Origin of the sequence: Amycolatopsis heterodermiae, from assembly GCF_034929455.1 — a bacterium.
GTDB lineage: Bacteria > Actinomycetota > Actinomycetes > Mycobacteriales > Pseudonocardiaceae > Amycolatopsis > Amycolatopsis heterodermiae.
Genome location: NZ_JAYFSI010000002.1, coordinates 303725 through 329037 on the forward strand (window position 1 = coordinate 303725; position 25313 = coordinate 329037).

15 protein-coding genes and 1 pseudogene are annotated in these 25313 nt (G+C 72.7%); 8 read left to right on the top strand and 8 right to left on the bottom strand.

Annotated features, from left to right (window positions below; translation table 11 throughout):
- Positions 1–101: 101 nt before the first annotated feature.
- A complete protein-coding gene (locus VA596_RS12135) occupies positions 102–1292 on the top strand; it encodes an MFS transporter (protein ID WP_323326291.1) in 1191 nt (396 codons plus the stop codon).
- Between the two features lie 11 nt (positions 1293–1303).
- Positions 1304–2947, top strand: a complete 1644-nt coding sequence (locus VA596_RS12140; RefSeq protein WP_323326293.1) for a DUF885 family protein — start codon at positions 1304–1306, stop codon at positions 2945–2947.
- Between the two features lie 2 nt (positions 2948–2949).
- Here the strand turns inward: VA596_RS12140 and VA596_RS12145 are convergent, their stop codons facing one another.
- The 6 genes and pseudogenes from VA596_RS12145 to VA596_RS12170 all read right to left on the bottom strand — a co-directional run bounded on the left by VA596_RS12145 (position 2950) and on the right by VA596_RS12170 (position 16333).
- Positions 2950–4197 (bottom strand): MFS transporter, encoded by a 1248-nt coding sequence (locus tag VA596_RS12145; RefSeq protein WP_323326295.1) that lies wholly within the window; start codon positions 4195–4197, stop codon positions 2950–2952.
- Positions 4198–4234: 37 nt separating this feature from the next.
- Positions 4235–11389 carry a non-ribosomal peptide synthetase/type I polyketide synthase gene (locus VA596_RS12150; protein WP_323326297.1) on the bottom strand — a complete coding sequence of 2385 codons (7155 nt, stop codon included), beginning with the start codon at positions 11387–11389 and terminating at the stop codon, positions 4235–4237.
- A 186-nt stretch (positions 11390–11575) separates the two neighbouring features.
- Positions 11576–12523, bottom strand: a complete 948-nt coding sequence (locus VA596_RS12155) for an alcohol dehydrogenase catalytic domain-containing protein (protein WP_323326299.1) — start codon at positions 12521–12523, stop codon at positions 11576–11578.
- Positions 12524–12621: 98 nt separating this feature from the next.
- Positions 12622–12810: pseudogene (locus VA596_RS12160) on the bottom strand (SDR family oxidoreductase); the annotation flags it as partial.
- Between the two features lie 224 nt (positions 12811–13034).
- Positions 13035–13832, bottom strand: coding sequence for an LLM class flavin-dependent oxidoreductase (locus VA596_RS12165; RefSeq protein ID WP_323326301.1), 798 nt, complete (start codon positions 13830–13832; stop codon positions 13035–13037).
- Between the two features lie 212 nt (positions 13833–14044).
- Positions 14045–16333 carry an ATP-binding protein gene (locus VA596_RS12170; RefSeq protein ID WP_323326304.1) on the bottom strand — a complete coding sequence of 763 codons (2289 nt, stop codon included), beginning with the start codon at positions 16331–16333 and terminating at the stop codon, positions 14045–14047.
- 101 nt (positions 16334–16434) lie between these two features.
- On the opposite strand from VA596_RS12170, the gene VA596_RS12175 reads away from it, so the two are divergent.
- Positions 16435–18153, top strand: coding sequence for a PP2C family protein-serine/threonine phosphatase (locus tag VA596_RS12175; RefSeq protein WP_323326306.1), 1719 nt, complete (start codon positions 16435–16437; stop codon positions 18151–18153).
- Positions 18150–18560 carry a response regulator gene (locus tag VA596_RS12180; RefSeq protein WP_323326308.1) on the top strand — a complete coding sequence of 137 codons (411 nt, stop codon included), beginning with the start codon at positions 18150–18152 and terminating at the stop codon, positions 18558–18560. The genes VA596_RS12175 and VA596_RS12180 overlap by 4 nt, the downstream gene beginning before the upstream one ends.
- Before the next feature lie 19 nt (positions 18561–18579).
- Here VA596_RS12180 and VA596_RS12185 read toward each other — a convergent pair whose 3' ends face one another.
- On the bottom strand, positions 18580–18984 hold the full coding sequence (locus tag VA596_RS12185) for an ATP-binding protein (RefSeq protein WP_323326309.1): 405 nt from the start codon (positions 18982–18984) through the stop codon (positions 18580–18582).
- Between the two features lie 181 nt (positions 18985–19165).
- Here VA596_RS12185 and VA596_RS12190 point away from each other — a divergent pair, with 181 nt between their 5' ends.
- From VA596_RS12190 to VA596_RS12200, 3 genes are all read left to right on the top strand, one after another.
- Positions 19166–19354, top strand: a complete 189-nt coding sequence (locus VA596_RS12190; protein WP_323326311.1) for a hypothetical protein — start codon at positions 19166–19168, stop codon at positions 19352–19354.
- Between the two features lie 114 nt (positions 19355–19468).
- The gene (locus VA596_RS12195) at positions 19469–19837 is read left to right on the top strand and encodes an STAS domain-containing protein (RefSeq protein ID WP_323326313.1); all 369 of its coding nucleotides are present in this window, start codon (positions 19469–19471) and stop codon (positions 19835–19837) included.
- Positions 19838–19959: 122 nt separating this feature from the next.
- Entirely contained in the window at positions 19960–20886 is a 927-nt protein-coding gene (locus VA596_RS12200) for a helix-turn-helix domain-containing protein (protein WP_323326315.1), read from the top strand.
- Positions 20887–20932: 46 nt separating this feature from the next.
- On the opposite strand, the gene VA596_RS12205 is transcribed toward VA596_RS12200, so the two are convergent.
- Entirely contained in the window at positions 20933–24244 is a 3312-nt protein-coding gene (locus tag VA596_RS12205) for a protease pro-enzyme activation domain-containing protein (protein WP_323326317.1), read from the bottom strand.
- 291 nt (positions 24245–24535) lie between these two features.
- Here VA596_RS12205 and VA596_RS12210 point away from each other — a divergent pair, with 291 nt between their 5' ends.
- Entirely contained in the window at positions 24536–24922 is a 387-nt protein-coding gene (locus VA596_RS12210) for an ATP-binding protein (RefSeq protein ID WP_323326319.1), read from the top strand.
- Positions 24923–25313: the final 391 nt, after the last annotated feature.

Genomic DNA, 25313 nt, shown 5'->3' on the forward strand with positions numbered 1-25313 from the left:
CGACCACCGACTGGCTACTGGAGAGTTGGACGCCGATGGCTATCCGCGCCACCCGGGCGGAACCGGGACACCCACGGCGAGAGCGAACGACTCCGATCGTCGTGGGCACGCTGATCCTGTGCGTCGGCAAGGGCGCCTGGTTCACCTGCTACGCCTTGTTCTTCACCCGATCGATCGGCCTGACGACGGCGCAGTTCGGTCTCGGCGTCACGCTGGCCGGGCTCGTGGGCATGATCATCGGCGGTCCGCTCGGTTACCTCGCGGACCGGCTCGGCGCCCGCGAGGTGCTCATCTGGATCGCCGCGGTGCAGGGCGTCGCCGTGCTGTCCTTCGGCGTCATCCACCAGTTCTGGGTGATCATCCTGGTGACCTGCGTGACGATCGCCTGTGAGCGTTCGGTTCCCGGCATCCGCACCGCCCTCATCGCCGGCCTGGCGAGCGGCCCCGACCGGATCAGGTCGATCGCCGCGACGAACGCGATGGCCCAGGCCGGCATGGTCGCCGGTGCCGTGATCGGCGCGGTCGTGCTGTCGGTCGACAGCCACGCCGGTTACCTGGTGCTGATTCTCGCCTACGGAACCGTCAACCTCGTCTTCGCGGCGTCGCTGATCAAGCTGCCGCACGTGAATTCGCTGAAGGACCGCAGGGAGAAGCGCGCCGTCCTGGTGCTGCGTGACCGCCCGTTCCTGACGATCACGATCCTCAACGGCGTCCTGGCGCTGAACTGGGGCATGCTCGACGTCGGCCTGCCGTTGTGGATCACGACGCACACCCAGGCCCAGCCCTGGGTCATCGGCGTGGTCATGGGAGGCAACGCGGCCGTCCTCGCGGTGATGATGCGCCGGATCGCCAGGTCCGGCAGCACCGTGGCTGGGGCGGGCCGGCTCGGCGTGTGGTCCGGGCTGGCGCTCGCGTGCGCGTGCCTGGTCTACGCGACCAGCTACCACGAATCGGGCCCGATGGTCTACCTCGTCCTGATCGCGGCGAGCGCGATCGCCGTCGTCGGGGAGATGTTGTTCATCGGCAGCGGAGTCGGCCTCTCGGTCGGCCTCACGCCCCACGAGGCACACGGCGAATACCAAGGCGTCTTCTCGACCGGTCAGCTGGCGGCCACGATGCTCGCGCCCGCCGTCATGACCACCCTGCTCGTCGTCCTGGGTCCGGCCGGCTGGCTCGTGCTGGGCGCCGTCTTCCTGCTGGCCGGGATCGGCCTGCCGCTGGCCGGGCGCTGGGCGTTGACCAGCGCGTCGCGGCGGACGTTGGTGGGCGCCGGGTCCGTAACGGAAAACTGAGCGGAGTACAGGTGATCCTGCCCATGCCGGCCCACGCCGAACTGTCGACGCTGGCGGAGGAGTTCTGGACTTGGCGGCTGGCGACCCAGCCCGACTCCTACGACGACATCACGAGGGTCGAGCGCCCATCCGGGTGGGTGCCCGACTGGTCACCCGCCGCGATCGCGGCACGACGCGCGGCGTTGTCCGGGTTCGCCGACCGGTACCGCACCATCGATCCGTCCACAGAGGACACCTCGGTCCAGGTCGACCACCGCCTGCTCGGTTCGGCACTGGCTCGCGTGCACTGGGAACTGGACCTGTTGCGCGGCTGGCAACGCAACCCCGGCTTCTACGTGGACCAAGCCCTCGTCCCGGTCTACAACCTGTTGCTCGCCCCGGCGCCGTTCGGCACCGAACGCGCTCACACGCTCGTGGCGCTACTACGCCAGGTCCCGTCGACGCTGAGCCAGGCCATGACGAACCTCGGCGGCGAGACGGTCGGGTCGTTCGCCGAGCACGCACTGGGCCTCCTCGCGCACGCGGACCAGGACGTCGTGACGGCCATGTCCGCACTGGCGCCGCACCTGCCGGAGGAGTGCCACGCCGACCTGGCCGCGGCGACCGGCACGGCCGGGACGGCCCTCGTCGCCTACCGCGACTGGCTTCGTCGGCACCGTGACGAGTTCCGGGGCGCGGTGTCGATCGGCCCCGGCGCGTTCGGCTACTTCCTGCACCGGGTCGCGTTGCTGCCGTACCCGGCGACGCGGTTGCTGGAGATGGGCCGGCAGGAGTGGCAGCGGGCGGTCGCCACCGAAACCCTGCTCCGCCACCGGTACCGGCACAGCCGGCCGCCGGAGCTCCCCGACCTGCCGACGCTCGTCGCCCGCGAGGACGTGGCCGAACAGGCCGTCCGCCGATTCCTCGTCGACGAAGGGATCCTCGGGCAGCCCACCGGCCTGCGCAGGTACCGGTTCGCGCCCATGCCGGACTACCTGGCGCCACTGACCTGGCTCGGCGTCCCGCACCACGCGTCGGGCCAGAGCCGACCGGGTGAGGACGCGCTGCGGTACGTGACCGAGCCCGGCCCGGACCTGCCGTACTTCCCCCTCGCCGACGCCCGGGATCCCCGCTGCGGCATCATCCACGAAGGCGTGCACGCGCACCAGCTCGCGTTGTCCTGGCGGCATCCCGACCCGGTCCGCCGCCACTACTACGACTCCACGCCCAACGAGGGCGTCGCGTTCTACAACGAGGAGCTGATGCTCCGGTCCGGGTTGCTGGACGACGAACCCACCAGCGCCCTGTTCGTGGCCAACGCGATGCGCCTGCGCGCGCTGCGGGTCGAGGTGGACATCGGCCTCGCCGTCGGTGATCTCACCCTCGCGCAGGCCGCGGACCAGCTGGCCGAGCGGGTCCCGATGGACCGCGAGACCGCCGTGGCCGAAGCCGCGTTCTTCGCGGGCAACCCCGGGCAGGGCCTGAGCTACCAGATCGGCAAGCTCCAGATCCTGGCGTTGCTCAACGACTGCGTGCAAGAGCAGGGGAAGGCCTTCGACCTGATGGCGTTCCACGACCGGCTCTGGCTGGAGGGCAACGTACCCCTCGCGCTGCAACGCTGGGAGCTGCTCGGCCTGCGCGACGAGGTCGATGTCGCCGACCGGCTCGCGTCGTAGGCTTACGCCGCTTCCGGCAGCTCCTCCGTCTCGACGGCCGGCGGGTACAGGCGAGCCAGCCGGCGCGAGGTCCAGTGCGCCGCCGGTCCGATGAGGACGGCGGCAGCCAGGAACAGGCCGCCGAGCGCGGTCCAGCCGAACAGGCCGAACGTGAGCACCAGCCACGTGCCGAACGCGGGGCCGACGATGGACTGCGCGGCGAGGCTCATCTCCAGCCCGGCGAGGTACTCACCCTGCGCCTGCTTCGGCGCGAGTTCGTAGAACAGGCCCCAAGCCGCGCCGGACTGCACCATTTCGCCCACGGTCAGCAGCACGACCGAGACGGCGATCAGCAGCACACCGGGGACCAGGGGGATGTCCTTGGACAGACCGGCGATCACGCACCCGGCCACCAGCACCGCGGCCGCCCACCGGGCGAGCCGGATGCTGCCGGCCAAGGACTCGGACCCCCGGCTCAGCCGGACCTGGAACACCACGACCAGCACGGTGTTGACCATCAGCAACCCGCTGATCAGCGGCGCGGGCGCGCCCATCGGCCCGAGGATCCACAGCGGCACCACGACGTTGACCAGCGTCGTGTGCAGGGTCAGCACCGCGTTGAGTGCCGTGGTCAGCAGGAACGGCACGTTCCGCAGGGCCGTGAACGACCGGCGGGCCGTCGCCGCGACGACGGCCCTGATCTCCGGCAGCCCGCGGATCACCAGCAGCTCCAGCAGCACGCACGCCGCGTCGCCGATCGGCAGGGCGTAGTACGCGGGCATCGTGTCGATCGCGAGCGCGAGCCCGGCGAACGCGGCACCCACGGTGAAGCCGAGGTTGCTGAGCGAACGCACCTGCGCCCGCAACCGGATCCGGCGCTCCGCGGTGGTGATCGTCGAGACGAGCGCGGAGCTGGCCGGCCCCTTGCCGAACCCGGTCGCCGACGCCAGGCAGGCCGCGACGGTGAACGCCGCGAAGGAACCGGCCTGCGTGTAGGAGAGCAGCGCGAGCGCGTCCACCAGGCACAGCACCATCATGACGCGCCGCGGGCCGAACCGGTCGGCGACCGGGCCCAGCGTGCTGGCGCCGAGGAAGCCCGCGATGCCCGCCGCGGACAGCGCCACCCCGACCTGCTGCGGCGACAGGCCGACCACGCGCAGCGCGAACACCGTCGTCCCGGTGATGAACAGCCCGTCGCCGATCGAGTCGAGGAAGATCGCCAGGGCGTACCGGCGCTCGTTGCCCTTCGCGGGGACCAAGTCCTCGCGCATGCGCCGCAAAGCGCTCCTGAACACCATCGGATTTCCCCTAGTCCTTCGCGGTGCGTTTCAGCTCCGCGTCGACGACCGGGCCGATCTCGGCGAGCGGCCCCTTGCGCATCATGTCCCCGTGGTGACAGTCGATCGGGAGTTCGGTGAGGCTTCCGGCGAGTGGCCGCCAATCGTCCACAGGGGACGGACCGGTGTCCCGGTCGCGTTGCGCGGTCAGGTAGAGAACGGGCCCGTCGAACCTCTTCGGAGGCGTCGCCGTCACGAGCCGCTGCACCTGCAGCGCCGCGTCGACCAGGGTCTCGGCGTCGACGTCGACCACGTCCGCCAGGTCGACGCCGAGGTCCTGGGTGATCGTGTCGGCGATCTCCGCTCGCCCGGCCGTCCCGCCGAGATCCACGTACGAGTCGAGCAGGACCAGCGTGCCGACGGTTTCCCCGATGTCGCGCAGGCGTACGGCGACCGCGTGCGCCAGGTTGCCCCCGGCCGACCAGCCGAGCAGGTGGTACGGCCCGCTCGGGCGCACCCGCCGGATCTCCTCGACGTAGTCGTCCACCAGTTCGGCCAGTGCGGTGGGCAGCCGGTGGGGCTCCCGGATGCCCCGCACCTGGAGGCCGTGGACGGGCCGGTCCGGAAGGTGGCGGCGCAGCCCGGCGTAACACCAGCTCAACCCGGCCAGCGGCGGCAGGCAGAACAGCGGCTCTTGGGACCCTTCCGCCCGGATCGGCAGGAGGACGTCGAAGGCACCGCCCGTGCTGCCGGGGGCCTGCAGCCACGAGGCCAGCCCGGCGGGCGTGGGCCGCTCGAACAGCGTCCGCACGGTCGGCGCCACGCCGAACTCGGCCCGCACGCGGGCGATCAGCCGGGTGGCGAGCAGCGAATGCCCGCCCAGCTCGAAGAAGTTGTCGTCGGCCCCGACGTCGTCGACCTCGAGCGCCTCGGCGAACACGTCGGTGATCGCGCGCTCGGCCGGCGTGCGCGGCGCCCGGCGCGTCACCGAGGTGAACGCCGGCGCGGGCAGCGCCGACCGATCCAGCTTTCCGCTGGTGGTGCAGGGAATCCGGTCGATCACGCTGATCGCGGCGGGCACCATGTAGGCGGGCAGGGACCGCGCGGCGAGGGCGCGCAGGCCGGCCACGTCGAGCGTCGCGCCCGGCCGGGCCACCACGTACCCGGCGAGCTGCAGGTCACCCGGCCGGTCCTCCCGGGCGACGGTCACCGCCGCCGCGACGTCCGGGTGCGCGGCCAGCACCGCGTCGATCTCGCCCGGTTCGATGCGGAACCCGCGGATCTTCACCTGCTGGTCGGTACGTCCGAGGTACTGGAGCGTACCGCCGGGCTGCCGGCGCACCAGATCCCCGGTCGCGTACATCCGGTCACCCTCCGGGCCGAACGGATCCGGCAGGAACCGTTGCGCGGTCAGTTCGGGCCGGCGGAAGTAGCCCCTCGCCACACTCGCACCGGCCAGGTACAGCTCGCCGGCGACGCCGGGTGGCACGGGCCGGAGGCCGGGGCCGAGCACGTAGGCGCGGGTGTTGGCGACGGGCGTGCCGAGGGTGACCGCCTGCCCGGCCACGATCCGCGCGGACACCGTGTCGACCGTGCATTCCGTCGGCCCGTAGTAGTTGTACGCGGCGGTGCGCGGCGCGGCGGCGAGCTCGTCCCACAGCCGCTGGTCGATCGCCTCGCCGCCGATCATGACCATGGCCGGCGGACGGCGGGCCGGGTCGAGCAGCCCGGCCGCGACGAGCGGCTTGGCGTAGGACGGCGTCAGGTCGAGGAAGTCGATCTCGTGGGCCACGACGTACTCGACCAGCGCGGCCGGATCGGCCCGCACGTCCGCGTCGATCACGTGCAGCTCGTGCCCGGCGATCATCCAGAGCACCTCGTCCCAGGACGTGTCGAACGAGAACGACGCCGTGACGGCGACCCTGATCGGGCCGGCCGGGCGGGAGAACAGCGTCCGCCGGTGTTCGGCGAACAGGTTGGCCAGGTTGCGGTGCTCGACGACGACGGCCTTGGGGAGGCCGGTCGATCCGGACGTGTAGATGAGGTACGCGGCGTGGGACGGGTCGATCGCCGTACCGAGATCGGTCGCGTCCGTCCCCTGCAGGCGTTCGGCGGTCGCCGGGTCGTCCAGGACGACGCACCGGACGTCGCCGAGCTCGCCGGCCAGGGCGCGGTTCGTGATCACCAGCGCCGGCTCGGCGTCGGCGAGCATGTGCGCGATCCGGTCGTCCGGCAGGTCCGGGTCGATCGGCAGGTACGCGGCACCGGCCTTGAGGACCGCGAGCAGCGACACCACGATGTCGGCCGTCCGGGGGAGGACGACGGCGATCCGTTCGTCGGGGCCCACGCCGGGCAAGAGCCGGGCCAGCTGGTTGGCTCGCGCGTTCAGCTCCGCGAAGGTCCACCGCGCGCCCACGCCGACCAGGGCGGTGGCGTCCGGGGTGAGCCGCGCTTGCCGCTCGTACACGTCCACGACGGTCCCGGCGGGGACGTCCAGCTCCGTGTCGTTCCCCTCCGTCAGGATCAGGGACCGATCCGCCGCGGACAGCAGGTCGATCTCGCCGATCGGGGTGTCCGGTGCGGCGACGCAGGCCGTCAGCAGTGCTTCGAGGTGCGCGAAGAAACGCCGTGCCGTCGCGGCGTCGAACAGGTCCGTGTTGTATTCCAGCCGGCACGAAAGCCCGCCGGCGCGGTCGGCCACGTCGAGCGCGAGATCGACCTGGGCCATCGCCATGTCGATGTCCTGGCCCGCCACGCCCAGCCCGTCCATCGGCACGACCGCGTCCCCGCCGAGCAGGTTGAACATCACCTGGAACAGGGGGTTGCGGCTGGGATCGCGAGGCCGTCGCAGGTGTTCGACCAGCTGGTCGAACGGAAGCTCCTGGTGCGCCAGTGCGCCCCGCGTCGTCTCCCGCACCCGCTCCAGCAAGGCCGCGAAGGACAGGCCCGGGTCCAGTTCGTTGCGCAGCACCAGGGTGTTCACGAAGAACCCGACGACGCGCTCCAGCTCGACCCTGGCGCGGCCGGCCACCGGGGTGCCGACGCTGATGTCCTCCTGCCCGGTGTAGCGGTGCACCAGGGCCGTCAACGCGGCGAGCAAGGTCATGTACAGCGTCGCCTGGCGGTCCAGCCCGAGCCGGCGCACCCGATCGGACAGGTCCGGCGGGAGGTCACGGACGACGACGGCCCCGGCGTAGCTCTGCTGCGCGGGCCGAGGGCGGTCGGTGGGCAGGTCGAGGTCCACCGAGCCGGCCAGCCGGTGGCGCCAGTACTCGAGATCCGCCGTCGTGTCCCGGTGGTAGGCGGCGAAATCGGCGTACTGGAGCGCGGGCTCGGGCAGCGGCGACGGTTCGCCCGCACGGTAGGCGTTGTAGAGCGTGGCCAGTTCGGCACAGATGATGTCCAGCGACCACCCGTCGGAGATGATGTGGTGCTGGCACAGGGAAAGCACGTGCGTCGCGGGCGCCACGCGGAACAACGTCGCCCGGAACAGCGGGCCCGCCGCGAGGTCGAAGGGCCGCCGCAGATCGTCGCGCAGCATCCCCGCGAGCCCGGCCTCCGAGGTGTCCACTATGGACAGAACGACCGGCTCGGCGGGCCGTACCACCTGCACCGGCTCACCGTCGCGGAGCGGCAGCACCGTGCGCAGCGCCTCGTGCCGGCGCACGATTTCGGTCAACGCCAGGGTGAGTGCGCGCTCGTCGAGTTCTCCGGTGAGCCGCAGGACGAGCGGGAGGGAGTACGCGGCGGCCGAGTCGAACTGGTCGAGGAACCACAACCGGCGCTGCCCGGGAAGGAGCGGTACCGGATCCTGCGGATGCGGCCGGGGGACCACCGTCGCACCCCCCGTTCCGGCACCGCCGCGCACGGCGGCCGCGAGCCCGGCCACGGTCGGGTTGTCCAGCACCAGCTCGAGGGGGAGGTCGGCGTCGAACAACGCGCGCAACCGGGCGGCGAGCCGCGTCGTCAGCAGCGAATGCCCACCCAGTTCGAAGAAGTCGTCGTGGACCCCGATGCGCTCGACGCCCAGCAGTTCCCGCCACACGGCGGCGATCGCCACCTCGGCATCGCTGCGTGGAGCGGCGAAATCTGCCGTCTCGACCGTCTCTTCCTCGACCCGCCGTTCGACCGGGGGCCGGGGCGCCTCGTCCAGCAGCCACCACCGGTTCTCGCGCCAGGCGTACCACCCGCCCCAGGCGCCCACCGGCGCCTCGTCGGGCGGCGCTTCGCCGCCGAGGTCCAGCACGGTCACGAAGTCGGGCGCGGCCGCCCGCGCCTCGTCCACCGCGACCGGATCGGCCGCGCCGACGAGCACCAGCCGGATCCCGACGGAGCCGCACTCCCGCGCCAGAGCGTCCCCTGCGGCGACACCCGGTCCGACCACGACGACGGGGGACACCGCCCCCTCCCGTGACACGGCGGTGACCGCACTGTCTATTTCGGACGGAAGAATCGCACCGAACCACGCTGATCCCTGGCCCAGCGACCGCACCATGTCCTGAGCGGGCACGTCGCCGATGGTCAGCACCGCGTCGTGCCGCAGCCCGGACCGGCTCGCCGCCCGCGCGATCGGCCGCTCGCACCGGACCGGCTCGAACGGATGCGGTGGCAACGCGGTACGGCGCGGCTGACCGTCCTCGGAGAGCCCGTCGACCCCGGCCTCGAACCCCCGCTCCCACAGGCGGGCCAGCGCGGACAGCACACCGACCTCCTCGGGATCGCCCGAGCGCCCGGTCAGCGGCACGGCCAGCCGTTCGGGCGTCCAGGCCGGGTGCGCGCGGAGCATGCGGGTCATCGTCTGGCCCGGCCCCAGCTCCAGGAACACCTGGCTCGGACCGGCCAGCAGCGTCTCGACGCAGTCCGCGAGGCGCACCGTGCCGGTCAGCTGGTCCACCCAGTAGCCGGCGTCGCCGACCCGGGCCGGCTCGGCGAGGCCGCCGGTCAGGTTCGACAGGAACGGCAGCGTGGGGACCCCGTGCGGCGTCGCGGCGACCGCACGGCCCAGTCGTCGCGCGGCGGGCTGGATCCGCGGCGAGTGGAAGGCCCGGTCCGTGTCCAGCAGCCGGCTGTCGGCCGTCCCGTGGCGTCGCAACGCGGCCATCGCCGCCTCGACGGCCGGCGGCGGCCCGGCGAGCACGGTGTGCACCGGACCCGCGACCGCGACGGACAGGCCGGGGTGGGCGTCGAGCAGGTCCCGCACGTGCTCGGCGGGCGCGGCCGTGCTCAGCATCAACCCCGGTTCGGTGTCCCGCATCGCCAGCCCGCGCTCGTGGATCAGCCCGAGCGCGTCCGAGGGCTGCCACAGCCCGGACACCGTCGCCGCCACGTACTCGCCGACGCTGTGGCCCAGCATGGCGGCGGGCTGGATGCCGAGCTCGAGGAACTGCCGGGCCAGGGCGTAGCCGATCGTGAACAGCGCCAGCTGCTGGTGGGCCGTGTCGCGCAACCACGCGGTGTCGCAGTCGGGCCGCAGGGCCTGGGCCAGGTCCACGCCGAACCGCACGCGGGCCTGGTCGGCCAGTTCGTCGAAGGTCTCCCGGAACGCCGGGAGCAGCCGGTGCGCCGCGGCCCCGAACCCGGCCCGCAGCGTGCCCTGCCCGGGAAAGAGGAACGCACCTTGAGTGCCCGCACCGGCCCGGCGAGCCGGCGGACCGTCCCGCAGCGCGGCCGCTGCCTCCGCGCGATCGGTCGCCACCACCGCGATCCGGTGCGGGAAGCGCCGCCGGCCCTGGGCCAGGGTCCACGCCACGTCCTCGGCCGTCTGGCCGTCCTCGGCGGGCTCGGCCAGTGCTTCGGCGACGTCGGAGCCCAGCCGCTGCAGCGCCTTCGGCGTGGCCGCGGACAGGCAGAACACGCGTGGCCTGCGCTGCGTGGTCCGTCGTGCCACGACCGGCGCCGACTCCAGGATCGCGTGCGCGTTCGTCCCGCCCATGCCGAACGAACTGACCCCGGCGAGCAACGGCCCGTCGGCCGGTAACGGCTCGACCGTCGTCGCGATCCGGAACGGGCTGGAGTCGAGTTCCAGCTCGGGATTCGGCCGGCGGAAGTGCAGGGTGGGCACCAGCAGCCGGTTCTTCAGCACCAGTGCGGCCTTGATCAACCCGGCCACGCCGGCCGCGGCGCCGGTGTGCCCGATGTTGCCCTTCGCCGACCCCAGCCGGCAGTACCCGACACCGTCGGTGGACTCGCGGAACGCGGACGTGAGCGCCGCCAGCTCGATCGGGTCACCCACCTTCGTGCCGGTGCCGTGCGCCTCGACGTAGTGGATGTCGGCCGGGTCCACCCCGGCGACGGCCTGCGCGAAGCCGATCACCTCGCGCTGCCCGGCGATGGACGGGGCGACGTAGCCGATCTTCTGGCCGCCGTCGTTGTTCACGGCCGAGCCGCGCAGCACCGCGATGATCCGGTCGCCGTCGGCGAGGGCGTCCTCCAGCCTGCGCAGCACCACGACGCCGACCCCGCTGCTGAACACGGTGCCGCTCGCGTCGGCGTCGAACGGCCGGCAGTGGCCGTCCGCCGACACGACGCTGCCCTCCTGGTAGAGGTAGCCGTTGGCCTGCGGCAACCACAACGCGACCCCACCGGCGAGAGCCGCGTCGCACTCGTGGTTGCTGAGGCTCGAGGCCGCCTGGTGCACCGCGACCAGCGCCGTGGAACACGCCGTCTGCACGGTGATCGCGGGCCCGCGCAACCCCAGTTTGTAGGCGATCCGGGTGGCCAGGAAGTCCTTCTCGTAGCCGACCATCGCGGCCACCTCGTCCGCCGGGTCCACGAGGTCCTGGTTCACCCGGTCGGACCCGGCGAAGACCCCCAGCCAGCCGCCGAACCGCTGCGGGTCGATGCCCGCGTCGTCCAGAGCCGAAGAACACGCTTCCAGGAACACGCGCTGCTGCGGGTCCATCCCGGCCGCCTCGGCCGGGCTGTAGCCGAAGAACGCGTGGTCGAAGCACTCACCCTGCTCGATCAGCCCGCGCACGGGCACGTAGTCGGGATGCCGGGCCACCTCGACCGGCACCCCCGCGGCGATGACGTCGTCCAACCGGAACCGGCTGATCCCTTCGACCCCGGTGCGCAGGTTGTGCCAGTACCGCCGGGCATCACCGGCACCGGGCAACCGGCACGAAAGCCCGACGATCGCGATGGCCGGAGCATCGACCTCCTCGGCGTGGCCGTCAACGTCGCTCATCCACTCGCCTCCACACCGAACAAGATCCGCACATCCGTCCACACGGGACAAGCGGTCGTCCACCCACCCGGAACTGGGCATCAGTACGTCGAGTATCCCGCGCGACCATTGAGGACCGACATCTCCGATGTTGCCTTTCGGAGATGGGGAGAAAGGCACGTCCGGAGATGATTAACGCAGCACCGATCAGGGGGCGTTGAACCGCAGGAGGACCTTGCTCGAGCGGTCCGGATGGCTGGCGGTGGTCAAAGCCTTTTCCGCTTCGTCCACTGTGTACTCCGCGGAGACTATCGGGGCGAACGAGGCCGGGTGTGCTGCAATCGTGGCCAGGGTTTCTGTCATGCCGCCCGCGAAGCGGCTCGAGCCGGCGAACGTCAGCTCGCGGGGGACCGTTAGGTGCCATGGGCCGGTGATGCCGGTGCCGGGTAGTTGGCCTACCTGGATCAGCGTGCCGCCGGGGGGTAGGGCGGCTAGGGCCGTCGCTACCGCTGCGGGGGCTCCGGATGACTCGAACGCGACGTCTACCTGGGGCAAGGGGGCGCCGGCGGGGAGGGTGCGGGTGGCGCCTACCTGGCGGGCCACCTCCAGGGGTTGCGGGTGCAGGTCGGTGACTGTCACCTCTGCTGCGCCCTCCAGGTGCGCCAGTGCCACCACCAGCAGGCCGATCGGGCCTGCTCCGGTGACCAGAACGTGGCGGCCGTGGACGCCGCCGGTCAGTGCGGTCATGCGCGTTAGTGCGTGCCGGGCGACGGACGCGGGTTCGGCCAGGGCCGCGGTGCGTAGTGGGAGGCCTGCGGGTATCGGGACCAGGCGGTGGCCGGGGACCAGCAGGCGGTCGGCGAAGCCGCCGTGGGTGTGGGGGCGGCGGGCCGCGCTGCCCAGGTAGCGCAGGTGCGGGCACAGGTTGTCCCGGCCTTCGCGGCAGCGCGGGCACTTGCCGCAGGTCTGGGCCGGGTGGACGGCGACGGGGGTGCCGGGGGGAGGGCTTGAGCCGTCGGCGGCGGCCTCGCGGACCGTGCCGACGACCTCGTGGCCCAGCACCATCGGTTCGGCCAGTACGGACTCACCGACTTCGCCGCGCTGCCAGTAGTGGACGTCCGATCCGCAGATGCCGCCGTACGCGACGTCGACCACCGCGTCGGCCGCGCCGGGGTGACGTCCGGGAAGTCCTGCACGGCAAGGCGTCCGGCGCCTTGCACCGCCACGGCCCGGCCCATCGGGAGCACCGTCACTCAGATCACCGCCGTCAGGCCGCCGTCGACGTAGACGACCTGGCCGTTCACGAAGTCCGACGCCGCCGACGCCAGCCACACCGCCGGGCCGGTGACGTCCTCCGGGCGGCCCCAGCGGCCGGCCGGCGTGCGCCGGGTGATCCACGCCGAGAACTCCGGGTCCGCCACCAGGGAGGCTGGCGGGCACCGGCACGGCGGCGGACATCAAGCCGGAGGAGACGCACGCGCTGCGCTTCGCGGTCCAGGGCTCGAAGCTGACCCTCTACGACGGCGGCCGGGAGGTGCTGTCGGTGGTGGACCCGACGCTGATCCCGGCGGAGAGCTTCGTCGGCCTCCAGAGTTCGACGGCGACGGGGAAGACCTCGTTCGGGAACGTCTCCGTGCACGCGTTGTGAGTCCGGGCGGTGCCACGCTCAGGGCGTGAGGGCGGCGATGAGCGGGGCCGGGTCGGGAGCGGCCCCGGGCGCCTGGAACACGACGGACGTCACGCCCAGCTCGCCGTACTGCTCGAGGGTTTCGGCCATGACGTCGGCGAGGTCGTCGCGGGCCGGGTCGACCGCGACGAACGACACCACCCGCGGTGCCGGGCGGCCCGCGGCGGCCGCGGCCGCGCTGACGTTCTCGACGACGGCGCGGACGGCGGAGGGCTCGAGCGGCCCGGCGTCGGGGGCGTCGAGGAGCACGCCGTCGCCGACCTCGCCGGCCAGCGCGACGGTCTTGGGCCCGCGCGCCCCGACGATGACCGCGGGCACCTGGTCGGGGGGCCAGTCGAGCGCCACGGCGTCGAGGTGCACGTACCGCCCGTCGACGGTGACGGTCTCGCCGTGCAGGAGCGCGCGGACGGCGGCCGTGTGCTCCCGCAGCAGCGTCATGGGGGAGGCGGCGCGGGCGCCGACCTGGCCCATCCAGTCGAGCACGCCGTGGCCGAGCACGGGCTGGAAGCGGCCGGGGAACGTCCGGGCGAGGGTGGCGATCTCCATGGCGGCCAGCGCGGGGTTGCGCAGCGGCACCGGCAGCAGGCCGACGCCGACGGTGATCCGCGACGTCCAGGCCAGCGCGGCGGCCGCGCTGGTCAGGCCCCCTTCACGGAAGCAGTCCTCCCAGAGCCACAGCTCGTCGATCCCGGCGGCCTCCGCGGCCAGGGCGGCGGCCCGCAACCGCTCGGGCGGCGACTGCGGCCGGAACACGACCCCTGCACGCGGCTTCGTCATGCCTGCCATCTTGCCTCACGAGACGCCGGGCCGCCGGAATCCGCAAGTGGACCACTGTGGACGGTCGCAGGCCGGCGGGGATGACGGCGCCCTGGCGGGCCGGCATGACTGCGCGAAAAGCGTTCCGAGGTGCTCCCGGGCGCCGCGGCCGCACCGCGATCCGGTCGCCGTTCCGGGTTCGCGAGCACGGTGCCCACCCGGCTGGGGCTGCGTCAGCTTCGCGGTTCGGGGTCGGGCTCCAGGGTGAACCACACCGTCGTACCTGCTCCGGGCGTCGAGGCGAGGCTGAGCCGGCCGCCGTGGCGCTGGACGATGCGGTCGACGATCGCCAGCCCCGCGCCGTGGCCGCCGCCGTAGGCGTCGCGGGCGTGCAGGCGGCGGAACAGCCGCAGGACGTCCTGCTGGTGCACCTCGGGGATGCCGATCCCGTTGTCCCGCACGAACACCGCCGCCGCGTGGTCGCCGTCCGCGGGCCGCAGCCCGACCTCGACCGTGCGCGGCCGTTCGGCTCGCGCGTACTTCGCCGCGTTCACCAGGAGGTTGACCAGGATCTCCTCGAGCCGGGCCGGATCGGCGGAGACCGTGACGTCCTCGCCGGGCAGCGTGGGCTCCACCTCGTTTTCGGCCAGCCGGGGGCCGGCGATCTCGAGCGCCCGGCCGGCCGCGGCGCGCAGGCCGACCGGTTCCCGGCGCAGGTCGGCCTGGCCGAGCTGGGCGAAGTGCAGCAGCGAGTTGACCAGCTCGTCCATGCGGTTGGCCAGGCTCTCGACGGTCTCCAGCCGCCGCAGGGTGGTCGCGTCGAGGGTTTCGCCGGCGTCCTCGCCGATGAAGGCGACGGTGGTGGCGATGCCGCGCAGCGGTTCCTTCATCTCGTGCGCGGCGGCGTGGGCGAAGGTGTCGAGATCCTGGTTCGCCCGCCGCAGCTGGGTGTTGAGCCCGGCCAGGCGGGCCGCCTGCCGCAGCGCGACCGAGGACACGGCCCGGCCCAGGTCGGCCGCGACCGCCTCGTCGGCGGCCGTCCACGGCAGGCTGTGCCCGCGCACCACGGCCTGGTAGACGGCCGACGAGCCGCGCGGGGTGAGGCGTTCACCGTGCGGGCCCAGCTGCACCGGCCGGTCCGGGTCGGCGGCCCACGTCCGGTCGGCGCGGCGTTCCCGCCGGGTCCAGGCGACGAGATCGCCGTGGCCCAGGCCGAGCACGAGCGCGCCGCTCAGGCTGTCGGCGTGCGCGGCCAGTCCGGGAGCGTGCTCGGTCAGGCAGTCACTGGCCCAGACCTCGCCCGCGGCCAGCTCCGGCACCACCGGCCACAGCAAAGCCGGGTCGAGGTCGCCGAGGACCGTCGAGGCCGTGCCGCCGAGCCGGAGGACGACGGCGTCGGCGCGGACCAGCCCGGCGAGCAGCTCGCCGTTGTCCGGCAGGGACGGCGCGGGGTCCGTCTCGAGCGCCGCCACGAGCCGGGACAGCGCGGTCCGCGCCTCCTGGCGCGCCCGGGCCGTCTCGGCTTCCTGGAGCGCGGCCAGCTGCAGGGAGAGCGTGACGCCGAAGAACTCGCACGCCGCGCGCACCTCCGGGTCGAGCCGCCGGGGCGCCAGCCCGTGGCAGGCGATCAGCCCCCACAGGGTGCCTTCGCGCAGCAGCGACACCGACATCGACGAGCCCACGCCGATGTTGCGCAGGTACTCCAGGTGGAACGACGACACGGTGCGCAGGGTCGAGTCGGACAGGTCCAGCGGCTCGGTGCCGCCGGGCAGGGTCTGCGGGTGCAGGGCCGAGGTGGCGTCGCCGACGTCGTTGATCACGCGGATCCAGTTGCGCTCGTAGAGCCGGCGCGCCTGCGGCGGGATGTCGGTGGCCGGGAACCACAGCCCGACCCACGGCTCCAGGCCGTCCGCGATCGCCTCGGCGATCACCTCGCCCGGGCCGGCACGGCCTTCGAACCGGTAGGCGACGACCCGGTCGTACCCGGTGAGCGCCCGGATCTCGGCGACGGCGGCCGCGCAGACGTCCACCACGGTGCGCCCGTGCTGCAGCCGGGTCAGCGCGGCCCGCACGGACGGGTAGAACTGCGAGAACCGGAACGGCCGGTGCGCGGTCGCCGGTTCCAGCTCCAGGACCAGGCGGCCGTCGGCGCGGTAGACGGTGACGTCGAACTCCGGGCCGTCCTCGGGGACGCGCAGGGCGAGCAGGCCGCGGTCGCCGGTCGGCGCGTCGAGGGTCTGCTGGACCGCGGCGACGCCCTCGGCGCCGAGCAGGGCGGCGACCGGCGTGCCGATCAGCTCCTCGGGGGTGCGGCCGAGCAGCCGGGTGGTGGTCGAGCTGGCGACCTCGACGAGCCCGTCGTCGGCCACGGCCACCAGGGCGCCGTAGGACTGGATGCCGCCGAGCCGGTGGATCGGCTCGGTCACGCACACGGAGAAGTCGAACGCCGGCCCGGCCACGGCTTCCGCCGTCCGGTCGCGTTCCGCGGGCTCGAACGCCGCCGCGGCGCCGGTGTCACTCATGCCACTCCCTGCTCTTCCCGGTCGTGGCGTCCGGCCCCGACGGAAGCCGAACCTTACAGTGGGCATCGCCGCGAACGCGGCATCCGGACGAGCGGAGCGACGTGGCCACCACCCCCCAAGACCCGTGGACGTCCCGGCTGCACGCCCTGTGGCGGGCGGCGTTCGGGGCGGTGAACACCAAGGGCCTGTCGGACGAGCTCTACTCGGGCCTGCTCGGCCTGCCGTCGGCGCGCGCGGTGCTCGGGGCCCGGCTGGAGGCCGACGGGACCGCGTCGGTGACGCGCTGGGCCGACGACGAGGGGCTGCGCACCCAGCCGGCCGGCCTCGCGGCCGACGTCGCGGCCTGGACGTCCGGGCGGGCGACCGGGGAGGTCGGGGAGTTCTCCGTGGCCGAGGTGGCGGCGGTGGCTCCCGGACTCGCCGCCCGGCTGGCCGCGACCGGCGCGAGCGAGTTCCTGGTCCTGGAGTTCCCGGTCGCGGAGGGGGAGCGGGCCGTGCTGGGACTGGGCACGGCGGCCGGGCTGCCGGCGGCCCCGGCCGTCGTCACCGCGCTGCACCAGGTCGCGGAGGTGATCGTGGCCACCGACCGGCACGCCAGCCAGCTGCGCGAGCTGGACGAGCGGCAGGCCCAGGACGCGATCCTCGCCGAAGCGTCGCTGCAGATGGGCGCGTCCCTCGACATCGACGACACGCTGCGGGCCGTGGTCCGGATCGCGGTGCCCGGCCTGGCCGACGGTGCCGCGATCCACGTGCACCGCGACGGGCGGATGGTGCCGATCGCGGTCGCCCACGTCGACGCCCACCGCGAGCGGGAGCTGGCCGCGTCCCTGCGGGCCGGGCGGTGGGCCGGCGAGCAGGTCGTCCGGGGCACCGACCCGGCGTCCTGGGACGAGCACCTGCGGCCGTCGGAGCTGCCGGAGGAGGCCCGGCTGCCGCTGATGACGATCAGCGTGCTGCGGGCCCACGGCCGCGACGTCGGCCTGCTGACCTTCTTCCACCGCGCGGGTTCGCGCCGCCGCCCGGACCGGTCGTTCCTGCGCAACCTGGCCGGCCGGGCGGCGCTGGCGATCGACAACGCGACGCTGTACGAGCGGCGGCGACGTGACGTCCTGTCGCTGCAGCGGCACCTGCTGCCCGCGGTGCTGCCGGAGGTGCCCGGGCTGGAGGTCGCCGCCACCTACAACGTCGCCGACCACAGCCTGGAGGTCGGCGGCGACTTCTACGGCCTGGTCCCGCAGCCCGACGGCCGGGCCACCGCGCTGATCGGGGACGTCTGCGGCCGCGGCGCGCCCGCGGCCGCGCTGACCGGCCTGGCCCGCCACACCCTGGAGACGGCGCTGGAGGAGGGCGGCTCGGCCGAGCACGCCATGGTGGGCCTCAACGCGAAGATGCTGCGCAACGACCCCGGCCGGTTCCTCACCCTCGCGACGGCCACCTTCGAGCCCGCGGAGCCGTCCGGCGTCGGGTTGACGCTGCTCACGGCGGGGCACCCGCCACCGCTGGTGCTGGGGCGGGACGGGACCGTGCGGCAGCCGCCGTGTTCGGGGCGGCTGGTCGGGGTCCTGCCGGAGCTGCGGCTGCGGGCGGCGGCCGAGCGGCTGGGGCCCGGCGACACCCTGGTGCTCTACACCGACGGGCTCACCGAGGCCCGTGACGACGCGGGCCGGTTCTTCGAGACGGACCTCGCGCCGACGCTGGCGCGGCTGCCCGGGCTGCCGTTGCCGGACCTGCTCGCGGAGCTCGTCAGCGGCGGGGGCCGCTACCAGGTCGGCGACGACGCCGCGGTCCTGGCGATCCGGCACACCGGGGCCGCCGCGTGAGCGCCGGCGAACGCCTCGTCCTGGTGGTCGAGGACAGCGCCGAAGACCGCGAGGCCATCCAGCGCGCGCTGGCCCGCTCCCACCCCGAGCTCGAGCTGGAGTTCGCCCCGGACGGCGACGCGGCGATCACCCGCCTCACCGACCCGGGTGCCGGCCGGCCCGCGCTCCTGCTGCTGGACCTCAACCTGCCCGGCCGGGACGGTTACCAGGTCCTGGCCGAGCTGCGGGCGAACCCGGACCTGGCCGCGCTGACGATCATCGTCTTCACGTCGTCGACGACGTCGGCCGACATCGAGCGCTGCTACGCCCTGGGCGCGGACAGCTACGTGTACAAGCCGGTGAACTTCCACCTGTTCCGCACGGTGCTGCAGGGCGCGGTCGACTACTGGCAGGCCGGGACCGGCTGAAGCGCGCCGCCGGGTTCGCCTACCGCCCGTCGAGGGTGATCTCGGCCCACACGGTCTTCCCGGTCGAGCGTTGCCACTGTCCCCACGCGACGCTCAGGCCCGCGACCAGCACCAGCCCGTGCGGCGTGGCGCCCATGGACGGCTCGGAGCACGCGGGATCGAGGCACGCGTCGTCGACCTCGACGCACAGCCAGTTCGGCCGCCGCAGCAACCGGACCTGACGCGGCGGTGAGCCGTGGCGCAGGGCGTTGGAGGTCAGCTCGTCGACCACCGTCACGACGTCGTGGCGCAGGTCGTCGGGCAGGTCGAGCAGGAGCCGGTCGGCCCAGGCGCGCACCGCCGCCAGTTCGCTGAGGTCGTCCGCCACCTCCAGCGCGACGACCCGCAGTTCGCCGGTGCCGGGCCGCGTCTGCTCGATCGTCATCGGGTGCTCGCCTTCCGCCGAGCCCCGCGACCACCTCACGGGGCATCCGGGAGGGGAGATACCCCGTGGGAGTCCCGGATGAACATGGCGGTACCGCCCACCAGGGTGACGATTCCGCGATTACGACGGGATCCCCCGGGGTAACCCGCGCGCGACGGAGTAGCGCATCGAGAGGTTGTTCATGCAGATTCGCAAGAGGACGATCGTGCCCCTCAGTGACGTCGACCGCGCGGTCGCGATCCTCGCCGCCCAGGGCCTCGGCACCGCGAGGGCCGGAGTGGAGCTGCGGGAGATGGCGCGGGAGCGGCACATCTCCCTGGCGCGCTGTGCGGCCCTGGTCGTGACCTCCGTGGACCGGGCGGGCTGGTGAACCGCCCGCCGTCCCGAGCCGGCCTTCCCGGCTGAACGGACCAAGCCGGACCGCGGGCCGCTCCGAATCCCGGAGGCACCCGGCCTCGCCGCGCCGGCAGTGGGAAGGAACCGTGTGGAACGCGACGACGAACGCACCGGAGCCGGTGGCCCGGCGAGCGGGAACGACGGTGAGGTCGATGGTGAGGTCATCGTCGTCAAGGTCTCCGGCGAAGCCGCCGTCGCGGACGTGCTGACCGCGGCGGAGACCACGGTCGACCCGGCCGGCGGGAATGTTCTCGTCGACCTGTCGGAGGTCACGTACCTGGCGATGGAAGCCGTCGTCCCGCTGATGAAGATCGCGCGGCGGTGCTTCGACCACGGACGCCTTCTCGTGGTGCGGGCCTCGGTCCCTGCGCGGCAGAAGCTGCTGCGGCTGGGGGTGACCGGGGTGGTGCGGCTGGAACCGGCCTTCCCGAAGCCGGCCGGTGACGGCGGCGCGTAGCGGCGAGCCGCTCGTGTCCACTGTGTACTCTGCGCCGAACGGACCCTCCCTTCGTATGCCGGTAACTTGCCGGGCGCCGGAGAGGCGGTGATAGTGGAGCGACGCCGTCCTCGAGGAGGCCCGTGTCCGCCGATCGCCTTCCCGTCGTCCTTCCCCCGGACCGTGAGCTGCGCAGGCTGCTCCGCCACGGCACCTTCGCCCAGGTGCTCGACCACTGCCTGAACACGCACGGCCTGAGCCTGAAACGCCTGCAGCAGCAGCTCGCGGCCCGCGGTGCGCACATCAGCAGGGCGGCGTTGAGCTACTGGCGCACCGGGCGCAGCCGGCCGGAACGGGACGAGTCGCTGCGGGCGGTGCGAGCGCTGGAGGACGTGTTCGGGCTCCCGGAGTCCACGCTGGTGTCCCTGCTCGGCCCGCCGCGCCCGCGGGGCCAGGCCGCGGAACCGGGATCGATCGCCCGCGAACGGATGTGGCCCGCCCACGATCCGCTGCTGACCTCGCTGACCGCACCGGTCGACGACCAGCTGCGGTACCTCACCGTTCACGAGCACGTCCTGGTGCACGCCGACCGGCGGCTGGCCGAGGTGCGGATCCGGATGGTGGTGGAGGCCCAGCGTGATCACGTGGACCGCTGCCTCGTCTACCAGTGGGTCGAGGAGTCGGCGCTGCCGGAACTGGTGGAGCCGCGGTTCTGCCGCCTCGGCCGGATGCGCCGTGACCAGGCGGCCGGGGCCACCGTGTGCGAGCTGGTCCTGGACCAGCGGCTGGCCGCGCACGAACGCACGGTCCTGGACTTCACCTGGCGGTTCCCGCCGGGCCCGGAACTCACCTTCTACCACCGCAGGTTCACCCGCCCGGCCCGGGAGCTGGTCCTCCAGGTCGGGTTCGCCGGCTCGGCGCCCGCGCACTGCGTGCCCTACCGGCAGCGCACTCCGGCCACGGCACCCCGGCTGGGCCGTCCACTGTGGATCGGCGCGTCCAACACCGTGCACCTCGTGCTCGAGGACGTGCGGCCGGGGATCGTCGGCCTGAGCTGGGAATGGGACTGACCGGTGACCCCCCGCGGGAGCCACCGGCCGTCCCCTCTCCCCAGGATCAGTAGACGTACCAGGAGAATTGGTCACGCCCGCTGGTTCCCGCGGTGTCGGTCGCGGTCACCGTCACCGGGAAGATCTGGTTGGCGGTGCCCGCCGTGCCACTGATCAACCCGGTGCCGGCGTCGATGGTCAGGCCGGGCGGCAGCCCGGTCGCCGACCACCGGTAGCTGCCGGTACCGCCGCTCGCCGACAGCTGCAGGTTCACCCGCTGGCCGTGCTGGGTGAACTGGAACCCCGGGTCCTGCACGGTCACCGGTCCGCTGCTGCCCTTGGTCACGGTCAGCGTGAACGTGGTGTCGTGACTGGCCGTCGCGTTCTTGCCGGTGACGGTCACCTTGTAGGTGCCGGCCGGGGTCGACGCGCTGGTCGCGATGGTCAGCTTCGACGAACCACCCGCGTTGACCGACGTCGGTGCGAACGTCGCCGTCGCCCCGGACGGCAGCCCGGCGGCCGACAGGGCGATGTCGCCGCCGCCGGGTGGCGGGGTGGTGCCGCCGATCTGCGCGTTGGCCCAGTCACCCATCGAGCCCCACAGCCTGCCGTGCGCGTTGTAGGACGCGCAGTCGGTCCGCAGCCAGGAGAACACGCCGTAGATCTTGCCGTTGTAGTAGTACGGCCCGCCCGAGTCGCCCTGGCACAGGCCCTTGCTGCCGTCGCCGTACCCGTCGCAGAACATGTAGTCCGGGTTGAAGATCGACGAGTCGATGGTCTTGCAGTTCTGGCCGTCGACGGTGGGCAGCACCACCTCGCGCAGCTTCGTGTTCTTGTTCGCGTCGTTGGCATCCGTCTTGCCGTAGCCGATCGCGGTGCCCTGGGTCCCCACCGGCAGCGTGTCGGAGGACGACGCGATCGCCGGGTAGGTCATGCCGGCGGGCACCGGGATGTCGGTCTTGGTGAAGATGATCGCCACGTCGTTGCCGTTGCGGAAACCCTCGTCGCTCTGCGGGGTGTAGTCCGGGTGGATCCGGTACTCCGCGATCTCGATCCGGGTGCCCTTGCCGGTGTCGGCCAGGTCGTCGCGCCCGTAGATCAGGTACTTCGGGTCACCCTGGGCGAACTTGCAGTGCGCCGCGATCAGCACGGCCCGCGGGGCGACGACGCTGCCGGTGCAGGACTGCTCCTGCGGGCGCACCCCGCCGGTGCGGTGCTGGGAGATGATGAACGGGTACTTGGCCACCGTGGTCGGCTGCCCGTTGATCACGCTGGGGCTCGCGCCCCGGCCGGTCACCGCGGCGGCCGTCGAAACGGTGGCCGACGTGGACTGCCCGGCCGCCACGGACCCGGAACCCGGGGTGACGCCGAGGGAGAAGTCACCCTGTCCGGAACCGTTGACCGTCAACGACACCGTCGCGGTGTGGGTGGCGTCGGAGCCCTTGCCGGTCACCGTGACGGTGGCTGGTCCCGGCGACGCCGACGACGACGCGGTCAGGGTGAGCGTCGAGGACTTGCCCGCCGTCACCGACGCCGGGTCGAACGTCGCGGTCACGCCGGCGGGCAGGCCGGCGGCCGTCAGCGCCACGGTCTGGGCGCTGCCCTTGGTGACCGTGGTGGAGATCGTCGTGGTCGCGGACTTGCCCGGGTCGACGCTGACCGACGCCGGGTTCGCCGTCATCGAGAAGTCGTTGGCGGCCGGCGGGGTCGTGCCGCCGATCAGCGAGTCGGCCAGGGTGTCGCCCTGCATGGAACCCCAGCCGGTGCACAGGTCGTAACCGGTGCCCGCCGAGTAGGTGCCGTTGCTGCCGGAGGTGACGTCGTGGAAGTTCGCCGTGTAGGCACTGCCCTTGGCGATCGAGTAGAGCGCCGGGTTGATGCCGCCGAGGGTGGCCTTGCCGCCCGCCTTGGCCTTCTGGTTGACCATCGCGACGTAGCCGGCCCACAGCGGGGAGGACAGGCTGGTGCCGCCCACGTCCTGCCAGCCGCCGTTCATGTAGACCGACAGGGCGCCGGCGCCGTAGTCGGCGTCCATCGCGACGTCGGGCACCGAGCGGTGGGCGTTGCTCCCGGTCTGCCACTCGGGGCGGTCGTAGATCGCCGAGTAGGCGCCGCCGGAGCGGGTGTTGCCGGTGCCACCCTGGTTCCAGCAGGACTCCGAGGTGTAGGTACCCGCGGTGTCGGCGGTGCGCAGCTGGGTGCCGCCGACCCCGGTGAACAACGGGTCCGACGGCGGGTAGTCGGCCTGGACGGTCGAGTTGTCGCCGTTGTAACCACAGCCGGTGGCGCCCCAGTCGCCGGAGGCGGACAGCATCGTCACGCCCTGCGCGGCGAGCTGGGTGTAGGAGTCGTGGGAAGCGGCGATCGGGTCGGACTCGCACTTCTCCCCGAGCAGCCACGAGCCCGACAGCACGGTGATCGCGTTGTCGGAGGCGATCTTGGCCATCTCGTCGACCCACGCGTTGTCGGTGTTGGGTGCCTCGTAGACCACCTGGGCCGCGCCCGGCGCGGTCGCCGCGACGGCCTCGACGTCCAGGGTCACCTCGAGCTGGTTGCTGCCGGGGCTGGAGACCCCGCCGTCGACCGGGACCACGCGCGGGGTGACCGAGGGCTGGCTGAAGTAACTGGTCCAGGAGTTGATGTCGGACTGCTTGAACGCGTCGAACTCGATGAGCCCGACCGTCTGCCCGGACCCGGTGTAGGACGCGGACAGGTTCTTCATGCTGTAGGCCGTGCGGAACTGGGCGGGCGTGTAGCCGCCGCCGGGTCCGCCGGGGCCGCCGGGCGCCGACGCGCGGTGGGCGACCTCCCGGTTGGTGAGACCGGCCACGCCGCGCACGGTGGCGGCGATGCCGGCGGGCACCTCCGGTGCGTTGTCGTTGGCGTAGAAGCGTTTCCCGTCGGGGCCGGTGAAGCTGCTCAGCCGGGTGCCGAACGCCTGGCGCACGACCTCCGCCGAGCCGGACGCGTCGACGACCTGCCGGTTGCCGGACACGCCGTCCACGTGGAGGCCCTTGCCGCGCAGGTAGCTCGTCACACTGTCCACATCGGACTGACGCGGCGCGAACAGCTCGTTGTACTCCGCCGCCTTCAGGAAGTGGCGGTAGGCGGGGGACCGCGGGTCGTTGACCGCGGCCACGAACCGGTCGAGACCGGCTTGGTCGTGCGGCCGCAGGGAGACCGCGACGTGCAGGGCCTGGCCGTCCGGCAGCACACCGTCGCGGTGGGCGCCGGCCGGCAGGGAAGCACCGTGCGGGGCGAGGGGGACCAGCGGTGCTGGTGGAGCGCCGCTGGCGGTTCCGGTCACCACCGCGGTGGCGGCCGTCGCGAGACACGCCGCGAGAGCGACGGCTCGGAAGGCAGACAGGGTTTTGGGCACCGTTCCTCCACTTCGTGGGCGAAGAGATCGCCGGTACCGGAGGACGCTAATCGCGTGCCGGCCGCTTTTACTGCACGAAGTGAACGTTCGAACTTGTTCAGTCGGCCGGGTGCCCGGCGTGGAGTTTTCGCAGGTCAGCGCCGTTCTTCGCGCCAATCGTTCACAGCGTGCCGGTGAGCGTCACGGAACTCGCGGTCGCCGGTGCGGCCGTGGCGTGTAGGTATCGCTCGGCGGGGTAACCGGAGACTTCCGACGGCTTCCGACGGCTTCCGATGACGAGGAGGGGGACTCGTGAGCCAGACCCCGCCTCCCATCGCGACCCTGAGCGTGTCCGCCGGCGCGCTGCCGCCTGGTGTGTCCGTCTGCTTCGAAGCCCGCCGCTTGGCCGCCGAGGTGTTCACGGACCTCTCGGCGGCCCACCTGACCGATGTGCTCATAGTGGTGGACGAGCTGGTGGCCGACGCCGGCCGCCACGGCAGCCGGTTGCGCGAGGTCTGCCTGTGCCGGTTCGACCTGCCGATGGTGGCGCACGTCGAGGTGATCTCCACACCACCGGCGACGCCGCGTTGGACCGGCGGCGCGGACGCCGCCCTCGGCCGCCTGCTGGTCGAAGAACTGGCCACGGCCTGGGGAGTACAGCGTGAAGGCTCCGATTGGATGACGTGGGCGGAAGTGTGATCCCGTCTTGACGTCCGAATCGTTCGGACCGATAGCTAATGGCGAAAGTGTGCGGCGCGAAATATTGCACGGCCGGGATCGCGCACTGGTGAATCTTGGTCCGTTGATTCCGCAAATCTTTAAACAATGCCAGGTATCTGGTCGTCCGATGCCGGAATCGGATGGTCGAACTCGCCCGTAGGCGCGGAATCGTCGGCGCTGGAGGCGAGTTGCCTGGTGGTGGGCCGAAAGACTGCCCTTTCGGGGTGGAGAACTTCTCTTGACACCCCTTCCGGGAATCGGAATGCTGTGTCGCGGGCCGTTGCGGCCGAGGGGTGTCGAATACCGATCATGGGGAGATCGGGCGTCTTTGTCCACGGTATCGGCGGCGCCGTGTCATGCGGTTTTTTTC

What these genes read in the sequence shown, in the direction of transcription:
- VA596_RS12170 (WP_323326304.1), bottom strand. Translation starts at nt 16,333, where the DNA reads ATGAGTGACACCGGCGCCGCGGCGGCGTTCGAGCCCGCGGAACGCGAC.
- VA596_RS12145 (WP_323326295.1), bottom strand. Translation starts at nt 4,197, where the DNA reads ATGCGCGAGGACTTGGTCCCCGCGAAGGGCAACGAGCGCCGGTACGCC.
- VA596_RS12165 (WP_323326301.1), bottom strand. Translation starts at nt 13,832, where the DNA reads ATGACGAAGCCGCGTGCAGGGGTCGTGTTCCGGCCGCAGTCGCCGCCC.
- VA596_RS12185 (WP_323326309.1), bottom strand. Translation starts at nt 18,984, where the DNA reads ATGACGATCGAGCAGACGCGGCCCGGCACCGGCGAACTGCGGGTCGTC.
- VA596_RS12190 (WP_323326311.1), top strand. Translation starts at nt 19,166, where the DNA reads ATGCAGATTCGCAAGAGGACGATCGTGCCCCTCAGTGACGTCGACCGC.
- VA596_RS12150 (WP_323326297.1), bottom strand. Translation starts at nt 11,389, where the DNA reads ATGAGCGACGTTGACGGCCACGCCGAGGAGGTCGATGCTCCGGCCATC.